We start from the raw sequence: 20,171 nt of genomic DNA, 5'->3' as shown, positions 1-20,171 counted from the left end.
TCTGGGGGCCAAACTCACTCACGGTCCGAGGGGGTGCCGCCCGAGATCTGGGTGATGGTCACCGCGAGCTTCGTGATCGCACTTGGGTTCGGCATCGTCGCGCCAGCGCTGCCGCAGTACGCGCGGAGTTTCGGCGTCGGTGTAGCAGCGGCGTCGGGCATCATCAGCGCGTTCGCATTGATGCGCTTGCTGTTCGCGCCGCTGAGCGGTCGACTGGTCCAGCGCAGCGGAGAGCGCCCGATCTACCTGACCGGCCTGATGATCGTCGCGTTGTCGACCGGTGCGTGCGCGTTCGCACAGGAGTACTGGCAGTTGCTCGTGTTCCGATCGCTCGGCGGTATCGGTTCGACGATGTTCACCGTCTCCTCCCTCGGTCTGATCATCCGAATCTCCCCGCCGCACATGCGCGGTCGTGTGTCGGGGCTTTACGCAACGAGTTTCCTGTTCGGCTCGATCTCTGGACCGCTCGTCGGCAGTGCGTTGCTCGGCTTCGGGCTACGGGTGCCGTTCGCGATCTACGCGGTCGCGCTGCTGATCGCTGCGGCTGTCGTCTATTTCGCGCTCCGTGATTCGGCGTTGGCAGCCCCGGCGCCACCGGGCGACGTGCAGACGATGACGCTTCGACAAGCCTGGGCGAAGACGACCTACCGGGCTGCGCTGTGGGCGAGCTTCGTTCAGGGCTGGGCGGTCATGGGCGTGCGGTTCGCGGTCATCCCGTTGTTCGTCGTCGAGACGTTGCACCGCGGCGCTGGGGTGGCGGGAATCGCGTTGACCATCTTTGCCGTCGGTGACGCGCTCGTACTGATCCCTGCGGGCCGGCTCTCGGACCGATACGGGCGCAAGCCGTTCCTGGTCCTCGGGGCCGTCATCTGCGGAGTCAGCACCATTGCGATGGGCGTCTCGGAGTCCATCGCTGTGTTTCTCGTGATGGGCTTTCTGGCCGGTGTCGGGACTGGGTTGGGCATGCCATCACAGCAGGCGGCCATCGCCGACATCATCGGGTCGAAGGTCCGCGGCGGCCCGGTGCTCGCAGCGGTCCAAATGATCACCGATATGGGCGTCGTCATCGGTCCGATCGCGGCAGGAGCACTCGCACAAGGGTTTTCGTATTCGGTCGCTTTCGCGGTCACGGGTGGGCTGCTGCTCGTGACCGCAGTCGGCTGGTCGATAGTCGCTGAACCCATGGTGCGGGAAGGCGTCTCAGCCGGGAAGTCCGATCCCGATGATTGAGCCGACCGCGTAGGTCGCGCCGATCGCGATCGCGCCGAACACCAACTGCCGCAACGCGGCCTGCGCGACCGATTGAGTGGTAAACCGCGACGCGAGCGCGCCTGCCAGCAGCAGCCCGAGTCCGCCGACCGCTAAACCTGCTGCAAGGGAGGCAAATCCGAGCAAGTAGGGAATCAGTGGGAATATTGCTCCAACTGAGAACATCACGAACGACGAGCCTGCCGCGACCCACGGCGACGGCTTCTCGTCGGGGTCGAGCCCGAGTTCTTGGGTGACGTGAATGTTCAGCGCGCGTTCGGGATCGGTGTGAACTTCGTTGGCCGCGGCCGTCGCGGTGTCGCGACTCATCCCCATGTTGGTGAACATGTCGACCAACTCCGCGAGCTCGGCCTCCGGATGCTTCTTCATCGCACGCCGTTCGACGCGGACCTCCGCCTCGAGTTGCTCGTTTTGCGTCGCGACCGACGTGTATTCACCGAGCGCCATCGAGAACGCTCCCGACACGAGGCCGGCGACACCACTCAAGACAATGGTGTGCGCCGCTACCCCCGCGCCGCCGACTCCCGCGATGAGCGAGGTATTGCTGACTAGGCCGTCCATGGCGCCGAACGTCGCCGCCCGCAACCAGCCGCCCGACACATTGGAGTGCTCATGATCGAATTCGTGCGGCATCGCCTCGGAATCCGGAAGTGGATCGGTCACACGGGTGAATCTACGCCGGTCGGTACTCTCGGGTTTTGTGTGGATTCGCGCAGTCACGTTGCTCGCCAGATTGGGTCTGGCCACCGTTTGGTTGATCTCGGGTTGGCTGAAGGCTGCCGACCCGTCGCAGACCATCGTTGCCGTCCATGCCTACCAATTGCTTCCGGACGATCTCGTTCGCCCCGTTGCGAACACCTTCCCGTTCATCGAGATCGCGTTCGGACTGCTGTTGTTGATCGGCCTGGCTGTGCGACCGACTGCAGTGGCCTCGGGCATCATGCTGCTGGCGTTCATCGGCGCGATCATCTCGTCCTGGGCGCGCGGCCTGTCGATCGATTGCGGATGCTTCAGCGGCGGGGGAGTGACCGCTGGCATCGACGGCTGGGACTACGCGACGGAAATCGCACGCGACCTCGGATTCCTCGCACTCGCTGCGTGGCTGGTTGTGTTCCCGCGCACATGGGCTGCACTCGGTCCGCGGTCGCGTCAGAACTTCTCAGGTGAACCTGGCACAGTGGTCGCAGAATTATCGATGGTGAAGGAGAGCCAGTGAGCCCGAAGGGCAATGCGAAGTACGTTCCGCAGAAGTCGTCGAGCACGACCACCTACATCCTCGGTGGCATAGCGCTCGTCGTCATTGCCATCGTGGTGATCGGTGGGGTGATCTGGCAGAACAACCGGAGTAAACCGCTCAACGAGGGCTACGGGACTGCGCACAATTCCGCACTTCAGGTCCAGTTGTTGCCGGACAACACGGTCCGGCTCGGACTGCCCGACGCGAAGTCCCAGATCGACGTGTTCGAGGACCCGCTCTGCCCCGCCTGCCGGGTGTTCGAGGAGCGCTACGGTCAGCAGCTCGCGCAGGCAATCGACGAAGGCAAAGTTGCGGTCCACTACCGGCTCATCGACTTCCTGAACACCAAGTCGTCGAGCAAGACGTATTCGACGCGCGCCATCGCAGCGACGCTCTGTGTTGCCGAAAGCGGCAACGCGACCGCTTTTGCCAAGTTCCACACCGAGCTGTTCTCCGCCGCAACGCAGCCCGCCGAGGGCGGTTCGAGCGACTACACCGAGCAACAGCTTGCCGACCTCGCAAGAGAAGCCGGCGCGCCAGACTCGGCGGTCCAGTGCATCGCCAGCGGAACGAAAATCAACGACGCAGCAGCCGCAGCCAAGGCAGGAATTGAATATCTGCAAGGCACGACCGGAGTCGCGACGCCGACCGTCCAGTCCGGCGGCAAGCAGGTCAACGTCTCCGACGCCGGCTGGATCGGCAAGCTGTAGGCGGGATTTGTTGGCCATCCCTGCGATGGTGTAACTTCGATCGAGCGGTCAGGCAACGAGACCGCGAAGTTCGGGGCTATGGCGCAGCTGGTAGCGCACCACACTGGCAGTGTGGGGGTCAGGGGTTCGAGTCCCCTTAGCTCCACCGAAGAAACCGCAGGTCAGAGTATGTTTCTGACCTGCGGTTTCTTGTATGTCCTGCACGCGTATCCCGAAATTATCCCAACGCGCTGTCGTCGGGCTCCTCGACGCTTTGGAACATCGATGCGCCCGCGATTCTCAACGAGTCGTCGTACGTCCGGCCGTACACGCTGACGGTCATTCGCGGGTCGTGGCCATGCCAGGCTGCGACGGTCGTCGGCGGGATCCCGGCATCCAGCATGACCGAGACCGACGTGTGACGAACATTGCGCAGAGTGATCACTGGTACGCCAGCATTCTTCGCGGCGCGCCTGAAGCGGTCTGTGTAGGTCCGGGGGAGAATCGGTCGGCCGTCGGGCTCCGTCGCAATCAGTGCCGACTCGTTGAGGCTGCCGCCCCCGAACTCGATGTGTTCTGAGCTCTGGATCCTGTGCAACGCCTGCAGCGCGGCTGAGACCTCACCTGTGATTGGGAGGGTGCGCAGGCCACGGGTGGTCTTTGGTGGCTGCACATCGATGAAGCTTGCAGTGACCTCCACCCTCGCTTGGCGGACCACGATGGTTTCGGACTGAAAGTTGACGTCGACCCATCGCAAGCCCAGCACTTCTGAGCGCCGCAGTCCGCATAGCGTCAGAAGCCATAACGCGTACAGGCGATCACCGCGAACGTGGTTGCGAAACTGGTTCGCCTCCTGACGTGTCCAGACCGCGGTTCGGTGTCCATGGGCGGGAATAGGGGCCTGAACAAACTCGGCTGGATCCCTCGCGATCAGGCCCTGCCGTTTGGCGTCCTTCGTCACCTGTTTCAGCACAGAGAGCGTCAGCCGAATCGTCTCGGGTGCATACGGTTTGCCGTCACGGCGTCGGAGACTTGTCAGGAACCGATCTATGTGAGCCTTGGTCAGTTGTTGCAACGCCAGCTGTCCGAGGTCGCGAAGTATCGGCTTGGCAGCATCGCGATAGTTTCGAAGAGTGTTGGGCCGAATGTCGCGCTTTCCGGCCAGCCAGTCTTCGAGGTGTTCTGCGACTGTCAGTCGCCCGCGGTTGACGTGGGTCCCAGCCGCTACTTCCGTTGAGATACGGCGAAACTCGGCGCGAGCCTCCTTGTACGACCGATAGGTGAAGAACCGCCGGTCGCGCGAACCGTCAGCCTTCACTCCGAGATCAATTCGGAACCTGTATCGAACCGCACCGCTCTTGAGTGTCACTTTGTCGATCGGCTCGGCGCGTCTGGGTAGACGGTCAGTCATGACGGTTCTCCGTTCCGCATCGACGAAATCGGTTGTGGCCCCGACGCGCACATCATGCTGCGGAGCACCGACAACCCGGTACGGTGCATGGTCAACCGGCCAGCGGATCTAAGCGCTTGTAGTGCCGGGTCCCGTCGCAGCGGTGAGGTCCAGCAGGGCCGCCGTGATGACGTAGACGCGTCCACCGAGTCTTCTAGCTGGAAGCTCTTCGGCAGCAACGAGTCTGTACGCGGCCGCTCGGCTAATTCCGAGAATGCGCGCAGCGAGGGGTACAGCGAGAAGTAGCGGCAAATTGTCGAGCGCGGGTAAAACATCGTCATGCGAAGCCTTGGAACCCTCGTCCCGCGTTGGTCGGAGCGTCTCCCGATCGTCGATTACGTTGCGGTTGTTCATTTTTCAGTCCCTTCGTCCGGCTGAGTTGCCTAGCTACCGCTAAGTCTCACGCCTGTCGTCGGGGCACGGAAGGTGACTCGTGTTAACTCGCAGGTGCCGGGGAGTTATCAGCTGGGACCTACATTTCGGCTCACACGTTGGGGCCCATGGGTTTGCGGTTTCGCCGTTGAATACGTAGAGAAATGTGGAGTCGAAGAACTTGCCCCACCTTGAAATGAGGAAAACCCCTGGTTGCCACCGGCGACCGGATACTCGACTCCATCGCAAAGAATTTCGGTTGCAGTCATCGTGTCAACCGATCCGGTTGTCGTAGGCCTTCCGGGCGGCAGCGTCGACCTCCAGGAAGATCGTGTCGTTGCCGAAGAAGTGCGCGAGCGCCTTCTGCACCGGCCGGGGGAGCAGCCCGTGTCCGTGGATGAGCGGTGCGGTGTAGCCGGGAACGATCGCCTCGGCTCGGGGGCGATCTATGACGTCGACAATCACTTTCGCCACCTTCGCCGGGGGCAGATTGCCGGTCAGCCTGGGTGCGCGGGTACCGGCCAACATCTCGGTCTCGGTGAAACTCGGCAACACCATGCTGACATCGATGCCGCGATCGGCGAATTCGAGCCGGACCGCGTCGGTAAACCCGACGACGGCGTGTTTGGTCGCGCAATAGGTCGCCTGCCCCGGGCTTGACACCCGGCCCGCGACGGATGCGACGTTGATGACATGTCCAGACCGACGCGGCGCCATGCGCTCGAGTGCGAGTTTGGTTCCGGTGATCACTCCGTGGACGTTGATCTCGACCATGCGCCGCGCGATCTCGTCGGATTCGTCCAGCAGCGGACCGACTGGCATGATTCCGGCGTTGTTGACAAGTACGTCCAACGGACCGAACTGGGCTTCGGCGGCGTCGAGGAATGTCGTGAACGATTGTTTGTCGGTGACGTCCAGGTGCAGGACCGATAGCCTCGGGTTGTCGAGGTCGGCGTGGGCGCGTTCGAGCGCGGCGGCGTCGATGTCGCCGATCGCCACTCGGTGGCCGGCGTCGAGCAGGGTCCGTGCGGTCGCGAATCCGATGCCGCGTGCCCCGCCGGTCAGGGCGATTCGTCGTTCTTTCGGCTGACTGTTCATCGTGTCGTCCTGTCGGGCTGGAATATGGTCGGGTTGGAATACGAGTGGGACCTTCGGGCTCCGGCCATTTCGAACCTGCTGCTCATGCGTGCTCCGCCTGTAGTTGTGTGAGGGTGGCGCGCACAACCTTGCCTGACGCCGTGCGGGGCAGCGCTTCGACGAACACCACGTCGCGCGGCATCCGCGAGCGGGGCAGCTCAGCGGCGACGTGGCCGCGCACTGCCGATTCATCGATTGAAACGTCTTCGGCAGCAACGACATACGCACGCAGACGCTGCCCGAATTCGGCGTCGTCGACGGCCGTGACTGCTGCGTCGGCGATGGCGGGATGGGTGAGCAGTGCCAACTCGAGTTCTTCAGGGAAGACGTTCTCACCGCCGGAGACGATCATCCCGTCCGATCGGCCGGCGACGAACAGCCTGCCGTCGGCGTCGATTCGGCCGCGATCGCCGGTGTCGAGGTAGCCGTCGACCACCGAGCCGGTGCGGCCGTCGGTGTAGGCCTCGAGCTGCCCGGCGGAGCGGATCAGGATGCGCCCCTCGGTGTTCGGCGGGAGTGGACGCCCCGCGGAATCGGCAATGCGGACCTTGACCCCGCGTGGCGGGATCCCGGCACAGCCCGGAGCCGCGGCCAGATCCTGCGGCGTCGCGATGCTGATGTAGGCGGCCTCGGTGGAGCCGTACAGGTTGTACAGCACCGGACCGAAAGTGTCGGTGATCTGCTGTTCGAGTAGCGAATCCAGTCGCGCCCCACCGCTTCCGACGATACGCAGTGCATGCAGATTCGCGTTTGCCACCCGATCTGTTGCCAACAGGCGTCGCAGCATCGTCGGCACCGCCGCCAACGTCGAACATCCGTAGCGCTCCAGGTCGGTCAGGACGCGGGTCGCATCGAATCGCCGGTGCAGGATCACTGTCGAACCCAATGTCAGCGACAATGCGGTGACGATCAGTCCCCAGCCATGGAACACGGGTGCAGACACCAGCACACTCTCGTTCCCGCGCAACGGAATCTTCGACAACAAGCCCGCAGAAATGACGAGGCTGCGACCCGTCTTGCGCGGCACACCCTTCGGCATGCCTGTGCTGCCACTGGTCAGCGCGACAAACGAACCCGGCCGCTCGGGCTGCGGCGGCTCAGCGGGTGATGCCGCGTCGACGAGGGCGGCGAACGACTTGTCGCCCTGCCAGGCACACCAGCGGATACCTTCGAATCCCGTTGTCGTTGTGTCGAATTCGTCGTCGTACACGAGCGCATCGAGCTTCTCGCGACCGCTCACCGCATCCACCTGCCGAGCACTGAAATCGGTGTTCAACAGCACGACTCGCGCGCCGGCGGCGATGGCGCCGAACAACGCGACCAGGGCGTCGGCGTGGTTGCGGCACAGGATTCCGATAGTCGGGTTCGCCGGTAGGGTTGCGCGGAACCCGTTCGCCGCGCGGAAGACTCGCTCGGCGAATTCGGCGTAGGCCAGCTCACCGCGATCGTCGACGAGCGCGACGCGCTCGGGATAGGCGGCAGCGCTCGCAGCAGGTAATCCGCCGAGCTGACCCCACTGCGCGGACGCACGCGCAGTCGCACGCAGAACGCGCGGGTCGCGCGGAATCGCCCCGGCACGCCAGAGCACGCCCGCGGCAACGGACTCGTCAGCGGCCCGGTCGAGGAGTTCCTGTGCGCCAACTCCGACGATGCCGAAGCGCCGCAGGCCATGTGCGCCAACCAGGCGCATCAGACCGACCGTTTGCGTCACCCCACGCGAGGAGTACGGAAACCAGAACATTTCCCGCGCCGGCACCGGGACCCGTGGCTCGGTGATCGCTTGTGCCCGACAATATTTACGGACACCCGCCGCGCCACCGAGCCGAGCACCGATGCCGGATTGCTTCCACCCGCCCATGGGCAGTGCGTAGGCGGACATGTTGGCGCCGGAGTCGTTCACGTTCACCGCGCCGACCTCCAGCCTGCTCGCGACCCGTTTGCCCGCGGCGCGGTCGCGGGTCCACACCGACGCCGACAACCCGTAAGCCGAATCGTTGGCGAGCCGGATCGCTTCGTCCTCGTTCGCGACCTTCACCACCGGCAACGTGGGTCCGAAGGTCTCCTCGGTCATACACGCCATCGAATGATCGACATCGACCAGCACCGTCGGTTCGAAGAAGTTGCCGATACCGGTTGCGTTACCGCCGACGAGAATTCGCGCACCCTTGGCAACCGCGTCGGCTACGTGATCGGTCACCACGTCCCGTTGCGCGTCGGCGATGAGGGTGCCGACATCGAATCGGTGCCCGCGGTCGTCGGCACCCAGCCGCAAGTTCGAGACGTGGTCGGCGAGCTTGAGGACGAACTCGTCGTACACCGGCGCTTCGACGTACACCCGCTCGACCGAAATGCACATCTGTCCGGCGTTGACCAGCCCGCCCCACGCGATGCCGTGCACAGCCCGGTCGATGTCGGCGTCGGCGAGGACAATTGCCGCGTCCTTACCGCCCAGCTCGAGGCCGCACGGTTTCAACTGCTCGGCGCACGCCGCAGCGATTCGCCGGCCGGTTCGGGTCGACCCGGTGAACTGCACGTAGTCGACGGCATCCACCACTGCTTCGCCCGTCTCGGCCGCGCCGGTCACCACCGAAAACACCGGAGGCGCAGTGATTTCACGCCAGCCGCGCGCCAGTTCGAGTCCACTCAGCGGGGTGGCCTCGGACGGCTTGAGCACGACGGCGGCACCGGCAGCCAGCGCGGGGATGGCGTCCAGCGAAGGCATGATCAGCGGGTAGTTCCACGGCGTGATCACTCCGACCACCGGGTACGGCCGGTAGGTGGTGGTCAAGCGCTTGGCCATGCCCAGCAGGCCGTGTCCCGACGGATGCTCGTCGGCGAGAAACGCCGGTGCCTGGTCGGCGTAGTAACCGAGCAGATCGGCAACATAGGCCACCTCGAGACGCGCGTCGGCGCGGGGCTTACCGGCCTCGTCCTGCAGCACATCGGCAAGGTGTTGGGCATTGTCGAACACCCAGCCCTGCAGCTCGCGCAACGTCCGTGCTCGCCGCTTTGCGCCGATCGCCTGCCATTCCTTTTGCGCTACACGGGAATTTGCGACAACGGCGGCAACCTCGGCGATTGACGTTTCGGCGGCGACGCCGACGCTTCGTCCGTCGGCCGGATTGCTGACCTCGAAAGTCATCTTTTGACTCTTCTCTTCGACAATTCGACAGGAGCTGATCTGGAGTGCTTATAGCGCCCGGCTTTTCGGCAAGTCGGACGGTTGAATTCGTCGTAGTCGGACGGGTAACCCGTCGACAGGCGTCGGGCCGGTGGCGACGCGGATGGGCGGGTGGTAGTCCGGCGCCACGCTCCAGGTGTGCGTGAGCAGCAACTGGTGCATGAGTGCCTTGACTTCCATGCCGCCGAAGAACATTCCGATGCACTTGTGGACGCCGCCGCCGAAGGGATTGAAGGCGTTCTTGTGTAGCTTGTCCTCGCGGCGTGGCTCGGCGAATCGCTCCGGATCGAATGTGTCGGGGTTCGTCCACCACGGCTCCAGGCGGTGAGAAGCCTGTACTCCGAGCATCAACCGCGTCCCAGCTGGGATGTAGTGACCTGCGAGTTCGGTATCCGCCACCGCCCGACGGCACGAGAGGGCGACTGGTGAGTACATCCGCAGGGTTTCCTTCATCACGAGGTCGAGACCGGTGAGCGCTTCGATGTCGCCGTATTCGATGAAGTCCTTTCCGAGGGCGCGCGACTCCTCGCGCAACCGCTGCTGCCATTCGGGATGGCGGCCGAGCAGGTAGCACATCATGGTTGCGGTGATGGTGCTGGTGTCGTGGGCCGCCATGAGCACGAAGATCAGATGGTTCACGACGTCCACGTCGGCGAAGGTGTTGCCCTCTTCGTCCTGAGCGCGGGTGAGCACACTGAACAGGTCATCTTGTGCCCCAGCCCGTTTGGCTGTGACCTGCGCAGAGAGGAAGTCCTCGAGGTAGCGGCGGGCGACTAATCCGCGGCGCCACGCACCGCCGGGAACATCGAACCGCACGATCGAACCCGTGGCGTGCACGAGATCGATGAAGGCCTGATCGACCGGTTCGGCTTCCGACCCCAGCTTCACGCCGAGAAAGACGTCGGTGGCGACGTTCAGCGCCAGTTGTTTGACCGCCGGCTGCACCTGGAAAGCGTGCTGTGGTTCCCATTCGGCGATGCCCTGCGCGATCACCGGGTTCATCCGCTCCAAGTAGCCGACCAAGCGTTCGCGACTGAACGCCTGTTGGAGAATTCGGCGGTGGTGGAGATGTTCCTCGCCGTCCATGAGCATGATTCCGCGTTCGAAGAAGGGCACAAGAAAATAGCCCCAACCCTCGGCGTTCGAATACACCCGCTGCCGGTTGGCCAGCACCTCGCCGATCGCGTCTGGACCGAGCACGAGGACCAACGAGGTTCCGAATGCGTCGAACCACGAAACGTCTCCGTAGCGCGCATGGCGGTCTTGCGCCCAACCCAGCGTGTCGGCCACCAAAGCTAGCGTTTCGCCCAGTACGGGCATGCCGGGTGAGCCCGGAACTGGGAGAAGTCCGGACTCGGCCGGCGGGTCGGCCAGTGGGCGGTCACCGGTGGACGGGACATACCGTGCAAGGTCTGCGGCGACGGATTGGACTTTGAGAGCAAGTCTGTCTCGGTTCATCATCGTGCGACGACCTCTCCGGGTACCGGGGGCGTTTCGCTTCGATCTGGCGGTTGCGACGATGTCGCGTCGGTTTTCGGTGTCGTGCCGCTGTGCACGGTGTCTCCTGTTCCCGTTCGAGTCCACATCCCCGCGGCGTTGCAGGAACCGACTCGCGATGCGTCTGTAGTACGCTAATCCGAATACTTACTCGGTTACTACTCGGCTTTTCGGCGAGGTTGAGAAGGTCGCACCACGTATGAGAAAACCAGCAAAGAGCAGCAGAAATAGTCCGATACAACAACGATCGAAGAAGACTGTCGACGATCTCGTTAAAGCCACTGCTCGGGTGATTGCCGAACACGGGTACGAGGGTGCTACGACAAATCGCATTGCTGAACGTGCGGGTGTGGGTATCGCGACGCTCTACCGGTACTTCGAGGACAAAGACGAACTCGTCGAGGCAGTGTTTCGTCGGCTCGTCATCGACATAGAAAAGGAGGCGAGTCGCGTCACCGTCGACTCTCTCAACGACACCCTCGAAGGTGCTCTTCGCACAGTCTTGGTAGCAGCGGTCGAGGGTGTCGAACGACATGGCCCGATCTTGCGCGCCTACAGCGACAGACTGGCTCGCCCGACCGGTTCCGAGCCTCGCCTCTCGCCGATGGAAACCCGAATGTTCGAGGTCGGCCGAATTGCGATCATCCACGGGCTGGGGCTATCGCCGACCGACACCCAAACCGATGCAATCGCGTTCCTGGGGAGCACGACGATGATGTCGCTCGCCAGTCAGATCGCGCTCAAACGTCCGCCCGCGATCGAGCGCGACGTACTCGTCGACCACGCAGTTTGCATGCTCGCCACATGGCTCGCTACTTATCAGCAATGAATTGCAGACGGGTGCCTATCCTGACCGAAAGCGGGCCCGGCCGAGCTGACCGATGTCCGTCGACCGTCTAGGAACGCGATCGAACATTCGCGTTACGCTTGCTCGGTGTCCACCAAGCGTGTGTCGTCGCCTCGTAAAGTGCCTGCTCAGGAGCGTTCGCGCAGTATGGTCGCTCGGATACTGGCGGCCGCGGCAACTGTGCTGTCGGACCGCGGTTATGAGGGAGCCTCGACGACTCGGATCGCCGAGGAAGCCGGGATCAGCCCCGGCTCTCTGTATCAGTACTTTCCTAACAAGGACGCAATTATCGCGACCATTGTCGCTGAGTTCGCCGATGGGCTCGCGTCGCGAGCGGCGCAGCAAATGAGCACTCTGATGGGGGACCAGCCGGAGGTCGTCGTTCCGACGATGATCAACGCGGTCCTCGAGGCGTTGGCGGAACGTCGGCACGTGGTCCGCGCCCTCGTCGAGCAGGTGCCGGGTCGCCGGGGCCAGGCACTTGCAGGATTGGAGTCCCGCGTGGCGGACCTGACTCGGGGGTATCTCACCAACCGGCGTGAGTTGCTGGGCGACACCGACCCTGCGGCGGCGGCGTGGCTGCTGACGCAAACGGCGACGAGCCTATCGATCCGTTACGTCCTCGATGAACCGGATATCTCACAGAAAACCTTCGTGACCGAGCTGAGCAAGATGGTGCTGGGATATCCGAATCTGCATCGCCTGGACGCGTGGACCGGTCAATAGATCGAGTATCCGCCATCCAGCACGATCGTCTGGCCGGTGAGGTACGTTGACCCCGGACTGGCGAGCCACACGGCGGTCGACTCGAAGTCGTCGGGTGTTCCCCAGCGCCGCAATGGAATTCGAGGGAGAATCTTCTGGTTGACGGCGCTGGTCGCGAGCATCGGCTGAGTCATCGCTGTGTCGATCCAGCCAGGCACCAGCGCATTGACCCGGATCGCGTCGCGCGCGAGTTCGACGGCGAGAGATCGAACCATCGAGATGACCGCTCCTTTGCTCGCGGCGTAGGAGACGTTGCGTGGCATGCCGTCGAGTGCGCCGAGGCTGCTGGTAACGACCAACGAGCCACCGCGCCGCTGTGTGCGTAGCTCTCTGGCGGCCGCGCGCATCGTGTGGAACGCGCCGTGGAGGTTGACCGCGAGCGTTCGGTGCCAGTCCGCCGTCTCCTGCGCTTCGATGTCGTCGACGTGCCCGCCGACTCCAGCGTTGACGAAGCAAGAATCGACAGCACCGAAGTGCTGTGCGGTGCGGGCAACTCCGTCGTCGACTGCGTCCTCGTCGGAAACGTCCACCGTCATAGCCGTGACACGGTCGTCGCCGCCGATGCCCGCGAGTTCGCGCACCGCGGCCGCGTTGCGATCTGCGTTGGTGCCCCAGATCGCGATAGCGGCGCCGGATCGGCAGAGACCACGTGCCATGCCGAGACCGATTCCGGCATTGCCCCCGGTGACGATCGCGACGTGACCGGTCAAATCGTGCCAAGGTTTCATCGCGGTCCCGTCGTCGTGTTCGCAAGGCTCGCAACGACTTCGTCGTATTCGCGAACCATCTCTGCGATTATCCGGCCGGCGGGCTTGATCTCGTTCAACATGCCGATGACCTGCCCGGCGGGCATGAAGCCGATGTCGGACCGATTCCAGTGGCCCATTCTGCGTTGGGCTTCGGTCACGAGGGCGCCCTGCAGTGGCATGGGTAGGTAACCCGGCGAGTCCGAGGCTTCCCATGCGTCCGACCACGGCGTCCGCAGCAGCCGCGCCGGTTTGCCGGTGGCCCACCTGGTGCGGACGGTGTCGCTGGAGGTCGCGTCGAGGTAGGCCTGTTTCGCGTCGGTCCAACCGGGGAACATCGCGGTCGGCGGTGGCCTACCGATCCATTCGTCGGAGGTCAGCCACGCGGAACCGGCCCAGACCCCCTGCGCGCCGAGCGCGATGGCTGCTGCGGCCTGCCGCCCGGTTGCCATAGCTCCAGATGCCAGCACAGGGAGCGGGGCGACGGCATTCGCGATCTCGGCGTGAAGGACCATACCGGCGATGTCGCCGGTATGCCCGGCCGCCTCGTAACTCGTGGAGATCACAACGTCGATACCGGCATCCCGGTGTGCGACTGCGTGTTTGGCCTTTCCGGCGAGCGAACCGGTCCGGATGCCACGCTGTCGGCACGTCTCGATAATGTCGGCCGGGAGGGTGCCGAGCGCATTCACGAGGAAGGCCGGCGAGTGCTGCAGCACGGTGTCGAGTTGACTGCGCGCGGCGAGGTGGGTCAGCATGCCGCCAGGTGTCATGTTGTCGTCTGGGATCGGTTCGAGTGCGAACCGATCCATGAGATCGTCGACGAACTCGCGATTCTCGTTGGGAATTCGCGCGCGCAGTTCGGCGGCAAGTTGCTCGGTGTCGACGGCCGCGGTTTCGGCGGTGAGGGCAGGCATGATGACGTCGACTCCGTAGGGCCGCTCACCGACCTGATCCTCGATCCAGCTCAGTGCTTCGTCGACGCCTTCCGGTGTCATCGCCGCGACGCCGAGGACGCCCATGCCGCCGGCGTTGCTGATTGCGGCGACGACGGGGGGTGATGGGCTGAAGCCGAAGATCGGGTGGTCGATCCCGAACAATTCACAGAGGGGCGTGTGCATGGTGTTCTCCTAGTGTCCGGACCAGTTGGGTTGGCGTCGCTCGGTGAACGCGCGTGGTCCTTCACGCGCGTCGTCGCTGCGCAGAACACGTTCAGCGAGTGCGTGTTCCAGCGCGAATGCCGGTTCGAGCGCGAGTGCCCGTACGGCGATCTCCTTCGCGGTCTCGACTGCCAGGGGTGCGTTGTCGGCGATTTCGTTCGCAAGCTGGATCGCGCGTTCGAGTACTGCTGGGCCTTCGACGATCTCGTTGACCAAGCCGACTTCGTATGCGCGTGCCGCATTGATGGGGGTCGCCGTGAGCAGCATCTGCATCGCGATCGCCCAGGGGATCTGCCGAGGAAGCCGAACGTGGGATCCAGCTGCAGGGATGACGCCCCACCGCACCTCGCCGAGCCCAAATGTGGCGTGCGAAGCGGCGATCCGCAGGTCGGTGCCGAGCATGATCTCGAGGCCACCGGCGATACACAGTCCGTTGACCGCAGCGATGACGGGTTTGAAGATGTCACTGAAGAACCGTTTGGCGGGGTCGGGGACGACGGCGACTGCGCCTGATGCGACCTGCGGGATGAGCTCTGCCAGGTCACCGCCGGCGCAGAACGCCCGGTCGCCGGTGCCGGTCACGACGATGGCTCGAACATGGTGGTCGTGCTGCGCGGCCTCGGCATGGCGCGCAAGGAGTTCGAGCACTTCGGGCGTGAGCGAGTTGTGTTTGGCAGGCCTGTTGAGCGTGATGATCGCGACCCGACCCCGAGTCTCGTAGAGCACTGGAGCCAAACCGGTTTCGTCGTTCACCGCGTCACCGCAACAAAGTGCTCGATGTCGAGGATGCTGCCGGATCGTTCGGGTTTCCACACGGCCTCGACGCGCTGACCTGGTTGAAGGTGCATCGGACGGCCGGTGTCGTCGAATTCCACACCGCCGACGTAGTGCTGCAACAGTCCGTCTGCACCATCGAGGTGAATCGAGCCGAGGACGAACGGGGGAGGCGGCCCACCAGGCGCGAGGTGGACGACGGTGAAGCTGTCGAGCACTCCCGAGGTCGCGACGTCGACCCACTCGTCGGCGGGTTCGAGACACCGCTCGCAGTAACTCTGCGCCGGGACGTACACCCAGTTGCATCGGCTGCACCGCGTGCCGCGGATCCGCCGGTCACGAAGGCCGGCAAGGAACTTCCCGGCAGTTGCGCCGATCTTTACCCGGAAGTCGATGTCCCAGCGGACCTCGATGGCCGTCGGCAATTCGGTCGTCATCGCTATCTCCTTCACGCGATTCGGTCTTCGACGCGCTCCAGCACGCCGAGGGTGTTGCACATGAACCAGGACGAGCCCATCGAATGCGCTGCGCCGCGCCGGGCGTCTGTTGCCTGTTCGCCGACCGCTTGCTCCATCAATTGCAGGGCGACGTAGCCGAACGGCGCGAGTTCAGCGGCAACGCCGGCGTTGGTGCACAGTGGTCCACCTGACAGGTTGACTGGGATGTCGCCACCTGCGCCGGTCGCGCCGCTGCGGAGCAACTGTCCCGCCGCGCCCGGCGGGCACAGGCCGAGCGCCTCGTACTGCATCAACTCGAAGGCGGCGTAGGGAGCGAACAGCTCCAGGACGTCGATGTCGTGCCGGGGATCGGTGACGCCGGCAGCACGAAACACCCGGCGTGCCAGTACCGCGAGACTCTGCATGTCCGCCAGTCCTGGGCGCCCCGACAGCCTGCCGGTATCGGCGTTCGACTCGATGGCGCGCAACCGCACCAACGGGTTTCGCAACTTGCGCGCGCGTTCGGCCGAGGTGACGAGTAACGCGGCACTCGACGACGACACTGGGCAGACCATTCCCACATGAAGGGGCGACGCAACCAGCGGGGTCGTGAGCACATCCGCAACAGTTGTCCGATTCCGCAGGTGCGCATACGGATTGGCAGCAGCATTGTCGTGGGCTTTGACAGCGACGAGCGCGATGTCCTCGGTCGTGACGCCGTACCGCCGTTGGTACGCGGAGGCGATAGCGGCGCCGACATGGACCGAACCGATCCCTAGCGGGGGGTCGGTCGCCGCGAAGACTCGGTTGAGTGTCTTCTGGAAGTCGATCACTCCGTCGAAGGTCGGCGGCCCGATGCACAGGACTGATTCGTAGTCACCGGCGCCGACCAGGTCGCGCGCCACTTGTGGAAGCGTTGCGCCGGTTGCTCCACCGCACGAAACGAAGAAGACGGGAAGCGGACCGAACCCCAATTGCGCGGCAATGTGCCTGCCGCCGACGTTGGTGGGTTCGAGACCGTCGATCTGCCCGACCACAAGTGCATCCACCGCACCTCGACTGCTGCCTGCATGGTCGAGTGCCGCATGGGCGGCCTCGCGGCATAATTCAGCTCTGGATTCAACTCGTCGATGGGCAGCCATTGCTTCGGTGAACCCGACACCTGCGATCATGACGTCGTTCATGAGAACCGCTCCAAAACGTGAACCGTCGACGTGGCGCTGATCGGCCCTGTCAGGTTGTCGACGCTGTGCGACAACGCGCGACTACCCCGCCGGCCGTGACGTTCGAGCCAGTCGAGGCACTCCACCACCCGCAACGCCCCATTCGCGGCGCCCGGATAACAGCTTCTGGCGCCGCCGGATGGATTCCTTACGACGCCGTTGGTGCGAAGTCCGAGCGAGTCGCAGAGTGGTTCGACCATTGCCGGCGAGATCGCGGTGAACTCGGCCACGTCGAACGCGCTCGCCGGATCGGTAATGCCGGCCTGACGGTATGCAGCCTTTGCGGCACGGCGGGTTGCGGCTTCTGGCTCGACGAGCCATTCGCGCCCCCCAGGTGCACCACCGTTGGAGACGCCGGAACCGCGGAGGATCGCGCGGGGGTGTCTGCACATTCGGGCGCGCGTCGCAGACGTGAGCACGATCGCGACCGCACCCGCTGCCGGAGCCGGCAGCATCAGCTCGGTCAACGGCGTTGCGACAACGCGGGCGGCGAGCACTTGCTCGGCCGTCACCGATGCCGCCCGCGCCGTGCGCGGACCGCATGCCCCCGTGGAGATTTCGGCTGCGGCGACCTCGGCGAAATGTTCGACGGTAGCGGCGCTTGTCGCGACCCTGCGGGCCGCGTGCTGTGCTGTCGCAATCGATGCCGTCAACCCGATCGGACGTTCGTACAGGGCGCCGAACGACAGCGCCGACGCCGCATCTGCGAAGCGCAGCGCATTCCACGCGTCGTTGCTCCGTGTGGGGGGCTGGTGCATCCCTACCACGACGGCTGCGTCGACGGCACCTGATCGGATCGCAGCGGACGCGCTGATCAAGGCGACGCCGGAGTCGTCCTCGAGCCGGTACTCGTTGGTCAGCCAGCCTGCCGCAGCCGGTGTGGTCAGACTGTTCGAGAACGCAGATCCGTCGAAAAGGTCGTAGGAAGCCACCACCGACAAGCCGATGTCGGACTTGTTCAGGCCCGCGTCGCGCAGCGCCCCGGCGACAGCCTCGAACACCATTTCGTCGCAGGAGCCCGAGTAGTCGGCCGAGAGCCCGACCTCACACGCGCCGATGATCACTGCATCGTCCCTCATATCAGTACGACCTCGGCAGGCCGAGCGAATGCTGAGCGACGAAGTTGAGCACCATCTCCCGCGACACCGGAACGGTCTGGGCAACTCGCGCGACCCAGTACGCGTCGGTCAACCCGGTCGCGAGGGCGAAGCCCGTGCCACCGTGGGTCTGGATGGACTGGTCGACACACCGGACTGCAGCATCCGCGCTCGCCATCTTCGCCATGTTCGCCGCCTCACCCGCGTCGACGCCGGCATCGAAGCAGGCGGCTGCCTTCGCCGTCATCAACCGGGCAAGCTCCAGTTCGACCTTCGCTTCGGCGAGCGGATGAGCGATGCCCTGGTGCGCACCGATCGGCGTCGACCACACACTGCGCTCCCGCGCATACCGCGCCGCCGCGTCGAGCGCGAAGCGCGCGATTCCGTTGGAGGTGGCTGACGCCATGATTCGTTCTGGGTTCAGGCCGTCGAATAGCGGCCGCCAACCCTCGTCACGGGTGCCGACGAGTTGATCTGTCGCGACCTCGACGTCGTCCAGGAACAGCTGAAACGACTTGGTGCTCAACATCGGCGCGGTCGGGATGTGCTGCATCGTCAACCCGGGCGCCTTCGGATCCACAATGAACAGGGAAAGCAAGCCGTTCCCGCTGCGGTCGTGGGTTCCGGTCCGGGCGACGAGCAGAATCGCGTCGGCGCGGTCGGCGCCCGAGCAGAACGTCTTTTGGCCGCGCATCACATAGCGATCGCCTTCTCGGCGTGCCACTGTAGTGATGTTGTGTGCGTTCGACCCCGCGTCGGGTTCGGTGATCGCGAAGGCGAATGTCACCTCGCCGCTCGCCAGCCCGGGAAGCCATTGAGCACGCTGCTCCGCCGTGCCGTGCCGAGCGAGGACTGATCCGGCAATCGCTTGCACGATCATCGTGTTCAATGGGCAGCCTGCTGCGGCGGCCTCTTCGGCGACGACGGCCAACTCGGACAAGCCGAGCCCGCCCCCGCCGTACTCCGCCGGAAGGTGCACGCCGAGAAAGCCGCCCGACGCAAGCGCAGACAACACCTTGGTCGGCGCTTCGTATTTTCGGCCGGTCTCCTGGTAGTAACTCCAGCCGTGGCGTCCAGCAATCGCTCGGACCGATTCGCGAATGGCCGCGATCTCGGGGGTCGACATCAACGGAATGGATGGCAGCGCTTGTTCTTTCGTCGTCATCAGTGGATTTCTCGACTTTCTGTTCGATTCGATTCGGTTCGCGTTCGACTTGGGCCGGTCACACGATCTCCGCAGCGATCAGGGCGAGCAGGTCGCTCTCGCCGACGAGGAACGATCCAAGCCAGCGCGCGCGTTTGTAGAGTCGGTGCAGCGGGTGTTCCCAGGTCATGCCTAGTCCGCCGCACACCTGAATTGCGTTTTCGCAGGCCGAGAGAGCGGCTGTTGACGCCGAGGATTTCGCTGCTGCACAGGCTGCGCGGGCCAGTGGATCGCCGACTCGCACAGCGGTTGCCGCCCAGTAGGTCAGCGAACGGGCGAGTTCGAGGTGTGCGTGGCTGTCGACGAGGGCGTGCGAGACGCCTTGGTAACTACCGATGGGCCGCCCGAACTGGGTGCGATCGCGGGCATGCTCGACACCGATGCGCAGCGCCCTGCTGGCGATGCCGAGCGACTCCGCCGCAGCGATGACGAATGCGCGAAGCTCGGTGTCGCTCAGCACGTTCCCGACTTCGGCGCCAGTCAACAGGGGCGTCGATGGTGCCCGCTCGAATTCGACGGTGCCCAGTGGTCGCGTGTGATCGCTGGTCGACAGGGCGCGGACGAGAGCATTCGACGCCGCAACGCGCACGATCGATGGCCCACCTCGTCCGTCGGCGAGCACGAGGAACGAATCGGCCCACATCGCATCCGGCACCAGCACTTTTCGGCCGGTGACAGTGCCGTCCGCGGCAAGGGCAGTGGCGATGGGCTTGCCGGAGCGCAGCCCTGTACCGCGCTCGGATTCGGCCCAGGCGAACGCGGGCCGCGTGAGCCCTGTGGTGAGCTCGGCCAGCTTGCCGGCGGCGGTGAGGGTGGACCACGACAGTGCGACTGTTGAAAACAGAAGTCCTGGTAGAAGTTCGGCCGCCGTCTCTTCGGCGAGGATCACCTGATCGAGCAGTTCGAGGTCTGGGTCGAGCCAGCCGAGTTCGCAAAGTTCATGCCACTGCTCGCCCAGCCAATTGGGTGAATTCTGTTCGGCCGCAACGATGTTTGTCGCGATCGGCCGTCGCTTGCCGAGGTAGTTGCGGGCCGAGGTGCGCAGAAAATCCTGCTCCTTGGTGAGTGCGAAATCCATGGTGACTC

19 protein-coding genes and 1 tRNA gene are annotated in these 20,171 nt (G+C 64.5%); 6 read left to right on the top strand and 14 right to left on the bottom strand.

Going from position 1 to position 20,171, the window contains the following annotated elements; all coding sequences use genetic code 11:
* The first annotated feature begins 54 nt into the window (after nucleotides 1-54).
* Nucleotides 55-1,230, top strand: a complete 1,176-nt coding sequence (locus FGL95_RS12880; protein ID WP_169588151.1) for an MFS transporter — start codon at nucleotides 55-57, stop codon at nucleotides 1,228-1,230.
* Here FGL95_RS12880 and FGL95_RS12875 read toward each other — a convergent pair.
* The gene (locus FGL95_RS12875) at nucleotides 1,201-1,932 is read right to left on the bottom strand and encodes a VIT1/CCC1 transporter family protein (RefSeq protein ID WP_420838040.1); all 732 of its coding nucleotides are present in this window, start codon (nucleotides 1,930-1,932) and stop codon (nucleotides 1,201-1,203) included. The two genes, FGL95_RS12880 and FGL95_RS12875, sit on opposite strands and share 30 nt — an antisense overlap.
* Before the next feature lie 37 nt (nucleotides 1,933-1,969).
* Between FGL95_RS12875 and FGL95_RS12870 the strand changes: the two genes are divergently transcribed.
* From FGL95_RS12870 to FGL95_RS12860, 3 genes are all read left to right on the top strand, one after another.
* Nucleotides 1,970-2,485, top strand: coding sequence for a MauE/DoxX family redox-associated membrane protein (locus tag FGL95_RS12870; protein ID WP_169587331.1), 516 nt, complete (start codon nucleotides 1,970-1,972; stop codon nucleotides 2,483-2,485).
* Nucleotides 2,482-3,216 (top strand): thioredoxin domain-containing protein, encoded by a 735-nt coding sequence (locus FGL95_RS12865; protein WP_169587329.1) that lies wholly within the window; start codon nucleotides 2,482-2,484, stop codon nucleotides 3,214-3,216. The genes FGL95_RS12870 and FGL95_RS12865 overlap by 4 nt, the downstream gene beginning before the upstream one ends.
* 72 nt (nucleotides 3,217-3,288) lie before the next feature.
* Nucleotides 3,289-3,361 (top strand) — tRNA-Ala (locus tag FGL95_RS12860).
* Between the two features lie 72 nt (nucleotides 3,362-3,433).
* On the opposite strand, the gene FGL95_RS12855 is transcribed toward FGL95_RS12860, so the two are convergent.
* From FGL95_RS12855 to FGL95_RS12835, 5 genes are all read right to left on the bottom strand, one after another.
* On the bottom strand, nucleotides 3,434-4,606 hold the full coding sequence (locus FGL95_RS12855; protein ID WP_169587327.1) for a site-specific integrase: 1,173 nt from the start codon (nucleotides 4,604-4,606) through the stop codon (nucleotides 3,434-3,436).
* A 108-nt stretch (nucleotides 4,607-4,714) separates the two neighbouring features.
* Nucleotides 4,715-4,999, bottom strand: coding sequence for a helix-turn-helix domain-containing protein (locus FGL95_RS12850; protein ID WP_169587325.1), 285 nt, complete (start codon nucleotides 4,997-4,999; stop codon nucleotides 4,715-4,717).
* A gap of 291 nt (nucleotides 5,000-5,290) precedes the next feature.
* Complete coding sequence (locus FGL95_RS12845) at nucleotides 5,291-6,115, bottom strand: SDR family oxidoreductase (protein ID WP_169587323.1); 825 nt, start codon at nucleotides 6,113-6,115, stop codon at nucleotides 5,291-5,293.
* An 82-nt stretch (nucleotides 6,116-6,197) separates the two neighbouring features.
* Entirely contained in the window at nucleotides 6,198-9,296 is a 3,099-nt protein-coding gene (locus tag FGL95_RS32340; protein WP_240962976.1) for an aldehyde dehydrogenase family protein, read from the bottom strand.
* A gap of 48 nt (nucleotides 9,297-9,344) precedes the next feature.
* Nucleotides 9,345-10,793, bottom strand: coding sequence for a cytochrome P450 (locus tag FGL95_RS12835; RefSeq protein ID WP_169587321.1), 1,449 nt, complete (start codon nucleotides 10,791-10,793; stop codon nucleotides 9,345-9,347).
* A gap of 238 nt (nucleotides 10,794-11,031) precedes the next feature.
* On the opposite strand from FGL95_RS12835, the gene FGL95_RS12830 reads away from it, so the two are divergent.
* Nucleotides 11,032-11,661: a TetR/AcrR family transcriptional regulator gene (locus FGL95_RS12830; RefSeq protein ID WP_169587319.1), complete on the top strand. Its 630-nt coding sequence runs from the start codon at nucleotides 11,032-11,034 to the stop codon at nucleotides 11,659-11,661.
* A 105-nt stretch (nucleotides 11,662-11,766) separates the two neighbouring features.
* Nucleotides 11,767-12,405 (top strand): TetR family transcriptional regulator, encoded by a 639-nt coding sequence (locus FGL95_RS12825; RefSeq protein ID WP_169587317.1) that lies wholly within the window; start codon nucleotides 11,767-11,769, stop codon nucleotides 12,403-12,405.
* On the opposite strand, the gene FGL95_RS12820 is transcribed toward FGL95_RS12825, so the two are convergent.
* From FGL95_RS12820 to FGL95_RS12785, 8 genes are all read right to left on the bottom strand, one after another.
* Nucleotides 12,399-13,172 carry an SDR family NAD(P)-dependent oxidoreductase gene (locus tag FGL95_RS12820; RefSeq protein WP_169587315.1) on the bottom strand — a complete coding sequence of 258 codons (774 nt, stop codon included), beginning with the start codon at nucleotides 13,170-13,172 and terminating at the stop codon, nucleotides 12,399-12,401. The genes FGL95_RS12825 and FGL95_RS12820 overlap by 7 nt on opposite strands.
* A complete protein-coding gene (locus FGL95_RS12815; RefSeq protein WP_169587313.1) occupies nucleotides 13,169-14,311 on the bottom strand; it encodes an NAD(P)H-dependent flavin oxidoreductase in 1,143 nt (380 codons plus the stop codon). Before FGL95_RS12815 ends, FGL95_RS12820 begins: the two co-directional genes overlap by 4 nt.
* A 9-nt stretch (nucleotides 14,312-14,320) precedes the next feature.
* Nucleotides 14,321-15,103 (bottom strand): enoyl-CoA hydratase/isomerase family protein, encoded by a 783-nt coding sequence (locus FGL95_RS12810; RefSeq protein WP_338079838.1) that lies wholly within the window; start codon nucleotides 15,101-15,103, stop codon nucleotides 14,321-14,323.
* On the bottom strand, nucleotides 15,100-15,561 hold the full coding sequence (locus tag FGL95_RS12805) for a Zn-ribbon domain-containing OB-fold protein (protein ID WP_169587311.1): 462 nt from the start codon (nucleotides 15,559-15,561) through the stop codon (nucleotides 15,100-15,102). The genes FGL95_RS12810 and FGL95_RS12805 overlap by 4 nt, the downstream gene beginning before the upstream one ends.
* Before the next feature lie 11 nt (nucleotides 15,562-15,572).
* Complete coding sequence (locus tag FGL95_RS12800; RefSeq protein ID WP_169587308.1) at nucleotides 15,573-16,745, bottom strand: thiolase family protein; 1,173 nt, start codon at nucleotides 16,743-16,745, stop codon at nucleotides 15,573-15,575.
* Nucleotides 16,742-17,863: a beta-ketoacyl-[acyl-carrier-protein] synthase family protein gene (locus FGL95_RS12795; RefSeq protein WP_169587306.1), complete on the bottom strand. Its 1,122-nt coding sequence runs from the start codon at nucleotides 17,861-17,863 to the stop codon at nucleotides 16,742-16,744. The genes FGL95_RS12800 and FGL95_RS12795 overlap by 4 nt, the downstream gene beginning before the upstream one ends.
* A gap of 1 nt (nucleotide 17,864) precedes the next feature.
* A complete protein-coding gene (locus FGL95_RS12790; RefSeq protein ID WP_420838049.1) occupies nucleotides 17,865-19,016 on the bottom strand; it encodes an acyl-CoA dehydrogenase family protein in 1,152 nt (383 codons plus the stop codon).
* 88 nt (nucleotides 19,017-19,104) lie between these two features.
* Entirely contained in the window at nucleotides 19,105-20,163 is a 1,059-nt protein-coding gene (locus FGL95_RS12785) for an acyl-CoA dehydrogenase family protein (RefSeq protein WP_169587301.1), read from the bottom strand.
* Between the last annotated feature and the right edge of the window lie 8 nt (nucleotides 20,164-20,171).

The sequence above is a fragment of the Antrihabitans stalactiti genome, from assembly GCF_012932915.1.
Lineage (GTDB): Bacteria > Actinomycetota > Actinomycetes > Mycobacteriales > Mycobacteriaceae > Antrihabitans > Antrihabitans stalactiti.
Note: the sequence above shows the minus strand (reverse complement) of the source record. Positions and strands in the feature narration are given on the sequence as shown.

Excerpts from the sequence above, each read along its gene's own strand:
- FGL95_RS12830 (WP_169587319.1), top strand. The coding sequence starts at position 11,032 with ATGAGAAAACCAGCAAAGAGCAGCAGAAATAGTCCGATACAACAACGA.
- FGL95_RS12855 (WP_169587327.1), bottom strand. The coding sequence starts at position 4,606 with ATGACTGACCGTCTACCCAGACGCGCCGAGCCGATCGACAAAGTGACA.
- FGL95_RS12880 (WP_169588151.1), top strand. The coding sequence starts at position 55 with ATGGTCACCGCGAGCTTCGTGATCGCACTTGGGTTCGGCATCGTCGCG.
- FGL95_RS12815 (WP_169587313.1), bottom strand. The coding sequence starts at position 14,311 with ATGCACACGCCCCTCTGTGAATTGTTCGGGATCGACCACCCGATCTTC.
- FGL95_RS12795 (WP_169587306.1), bottom strand. The coding sequence starts at position 17,863 with ATGAGGGACGATGCAGTGATCATCGGCGCGTGTGAGGTCGGGCTCTCG.
- FGL95_RS12820 (WP_169587315.1), bottom strand. The coding sequence starts at position 13,172 with ATGAAACCTTGGCACGATTTGACCGGTCACGTCGCGATCGTCACCGGG.
- FGL95_RS12805 (WP_169587311.1), bottom strand. The coding sequence starts at position 15,561 with ATGACGACCGAATTGCCGACGGCCATCGAGGTCCGCTGGGACATCGAC.
- FGL95_RS12835 (WP_169587321.1), bottom strand. The coding sequence starts at position 10,793 with ATGAACCGAGACAGACTTGCTCTCAAAGTCCAATCCGTCGCCGCAGAC.
- FGL95_RS12800 (WP_169587308.1), bottom strand. The coding sequence starts at position 16,745 with ATGAACGACGTCATGATCGCAGGTGTCGGGTTCACCGAAGCAATGGCT.
- FGL95_RS12850 (WP_169587325.1), bottom strand. The coding sequence starts at position 4,999 with ATGAACAACCGCAACGTAATCGACGATCGGGAGACGCTCCGACCAACG.
- FGL95_RS12845 (WP_169587323.1), bottom strand. The coding sequence starts at position 6,115 with ATGAACAGTCAGCCGAAAGAACGACGAATCGCCCTGACCGGCGGGGCA.
- FGL95_RS32340 (WP_240962976.1), bottom strand. The coding sequence starts at position 9,296 with ATGACTTTCGAGGTCAGCAATCCGGCCGACGGACGAAGCGTCGGCGTC.
- FGL95_RS12785 (WP_169587301.1), bottom strand. The coding sequence starts at position 20,163 with ATGGATTTCGCACTCACCAAGGAGCAGGATTTTCTGCGCACCTCGGCC.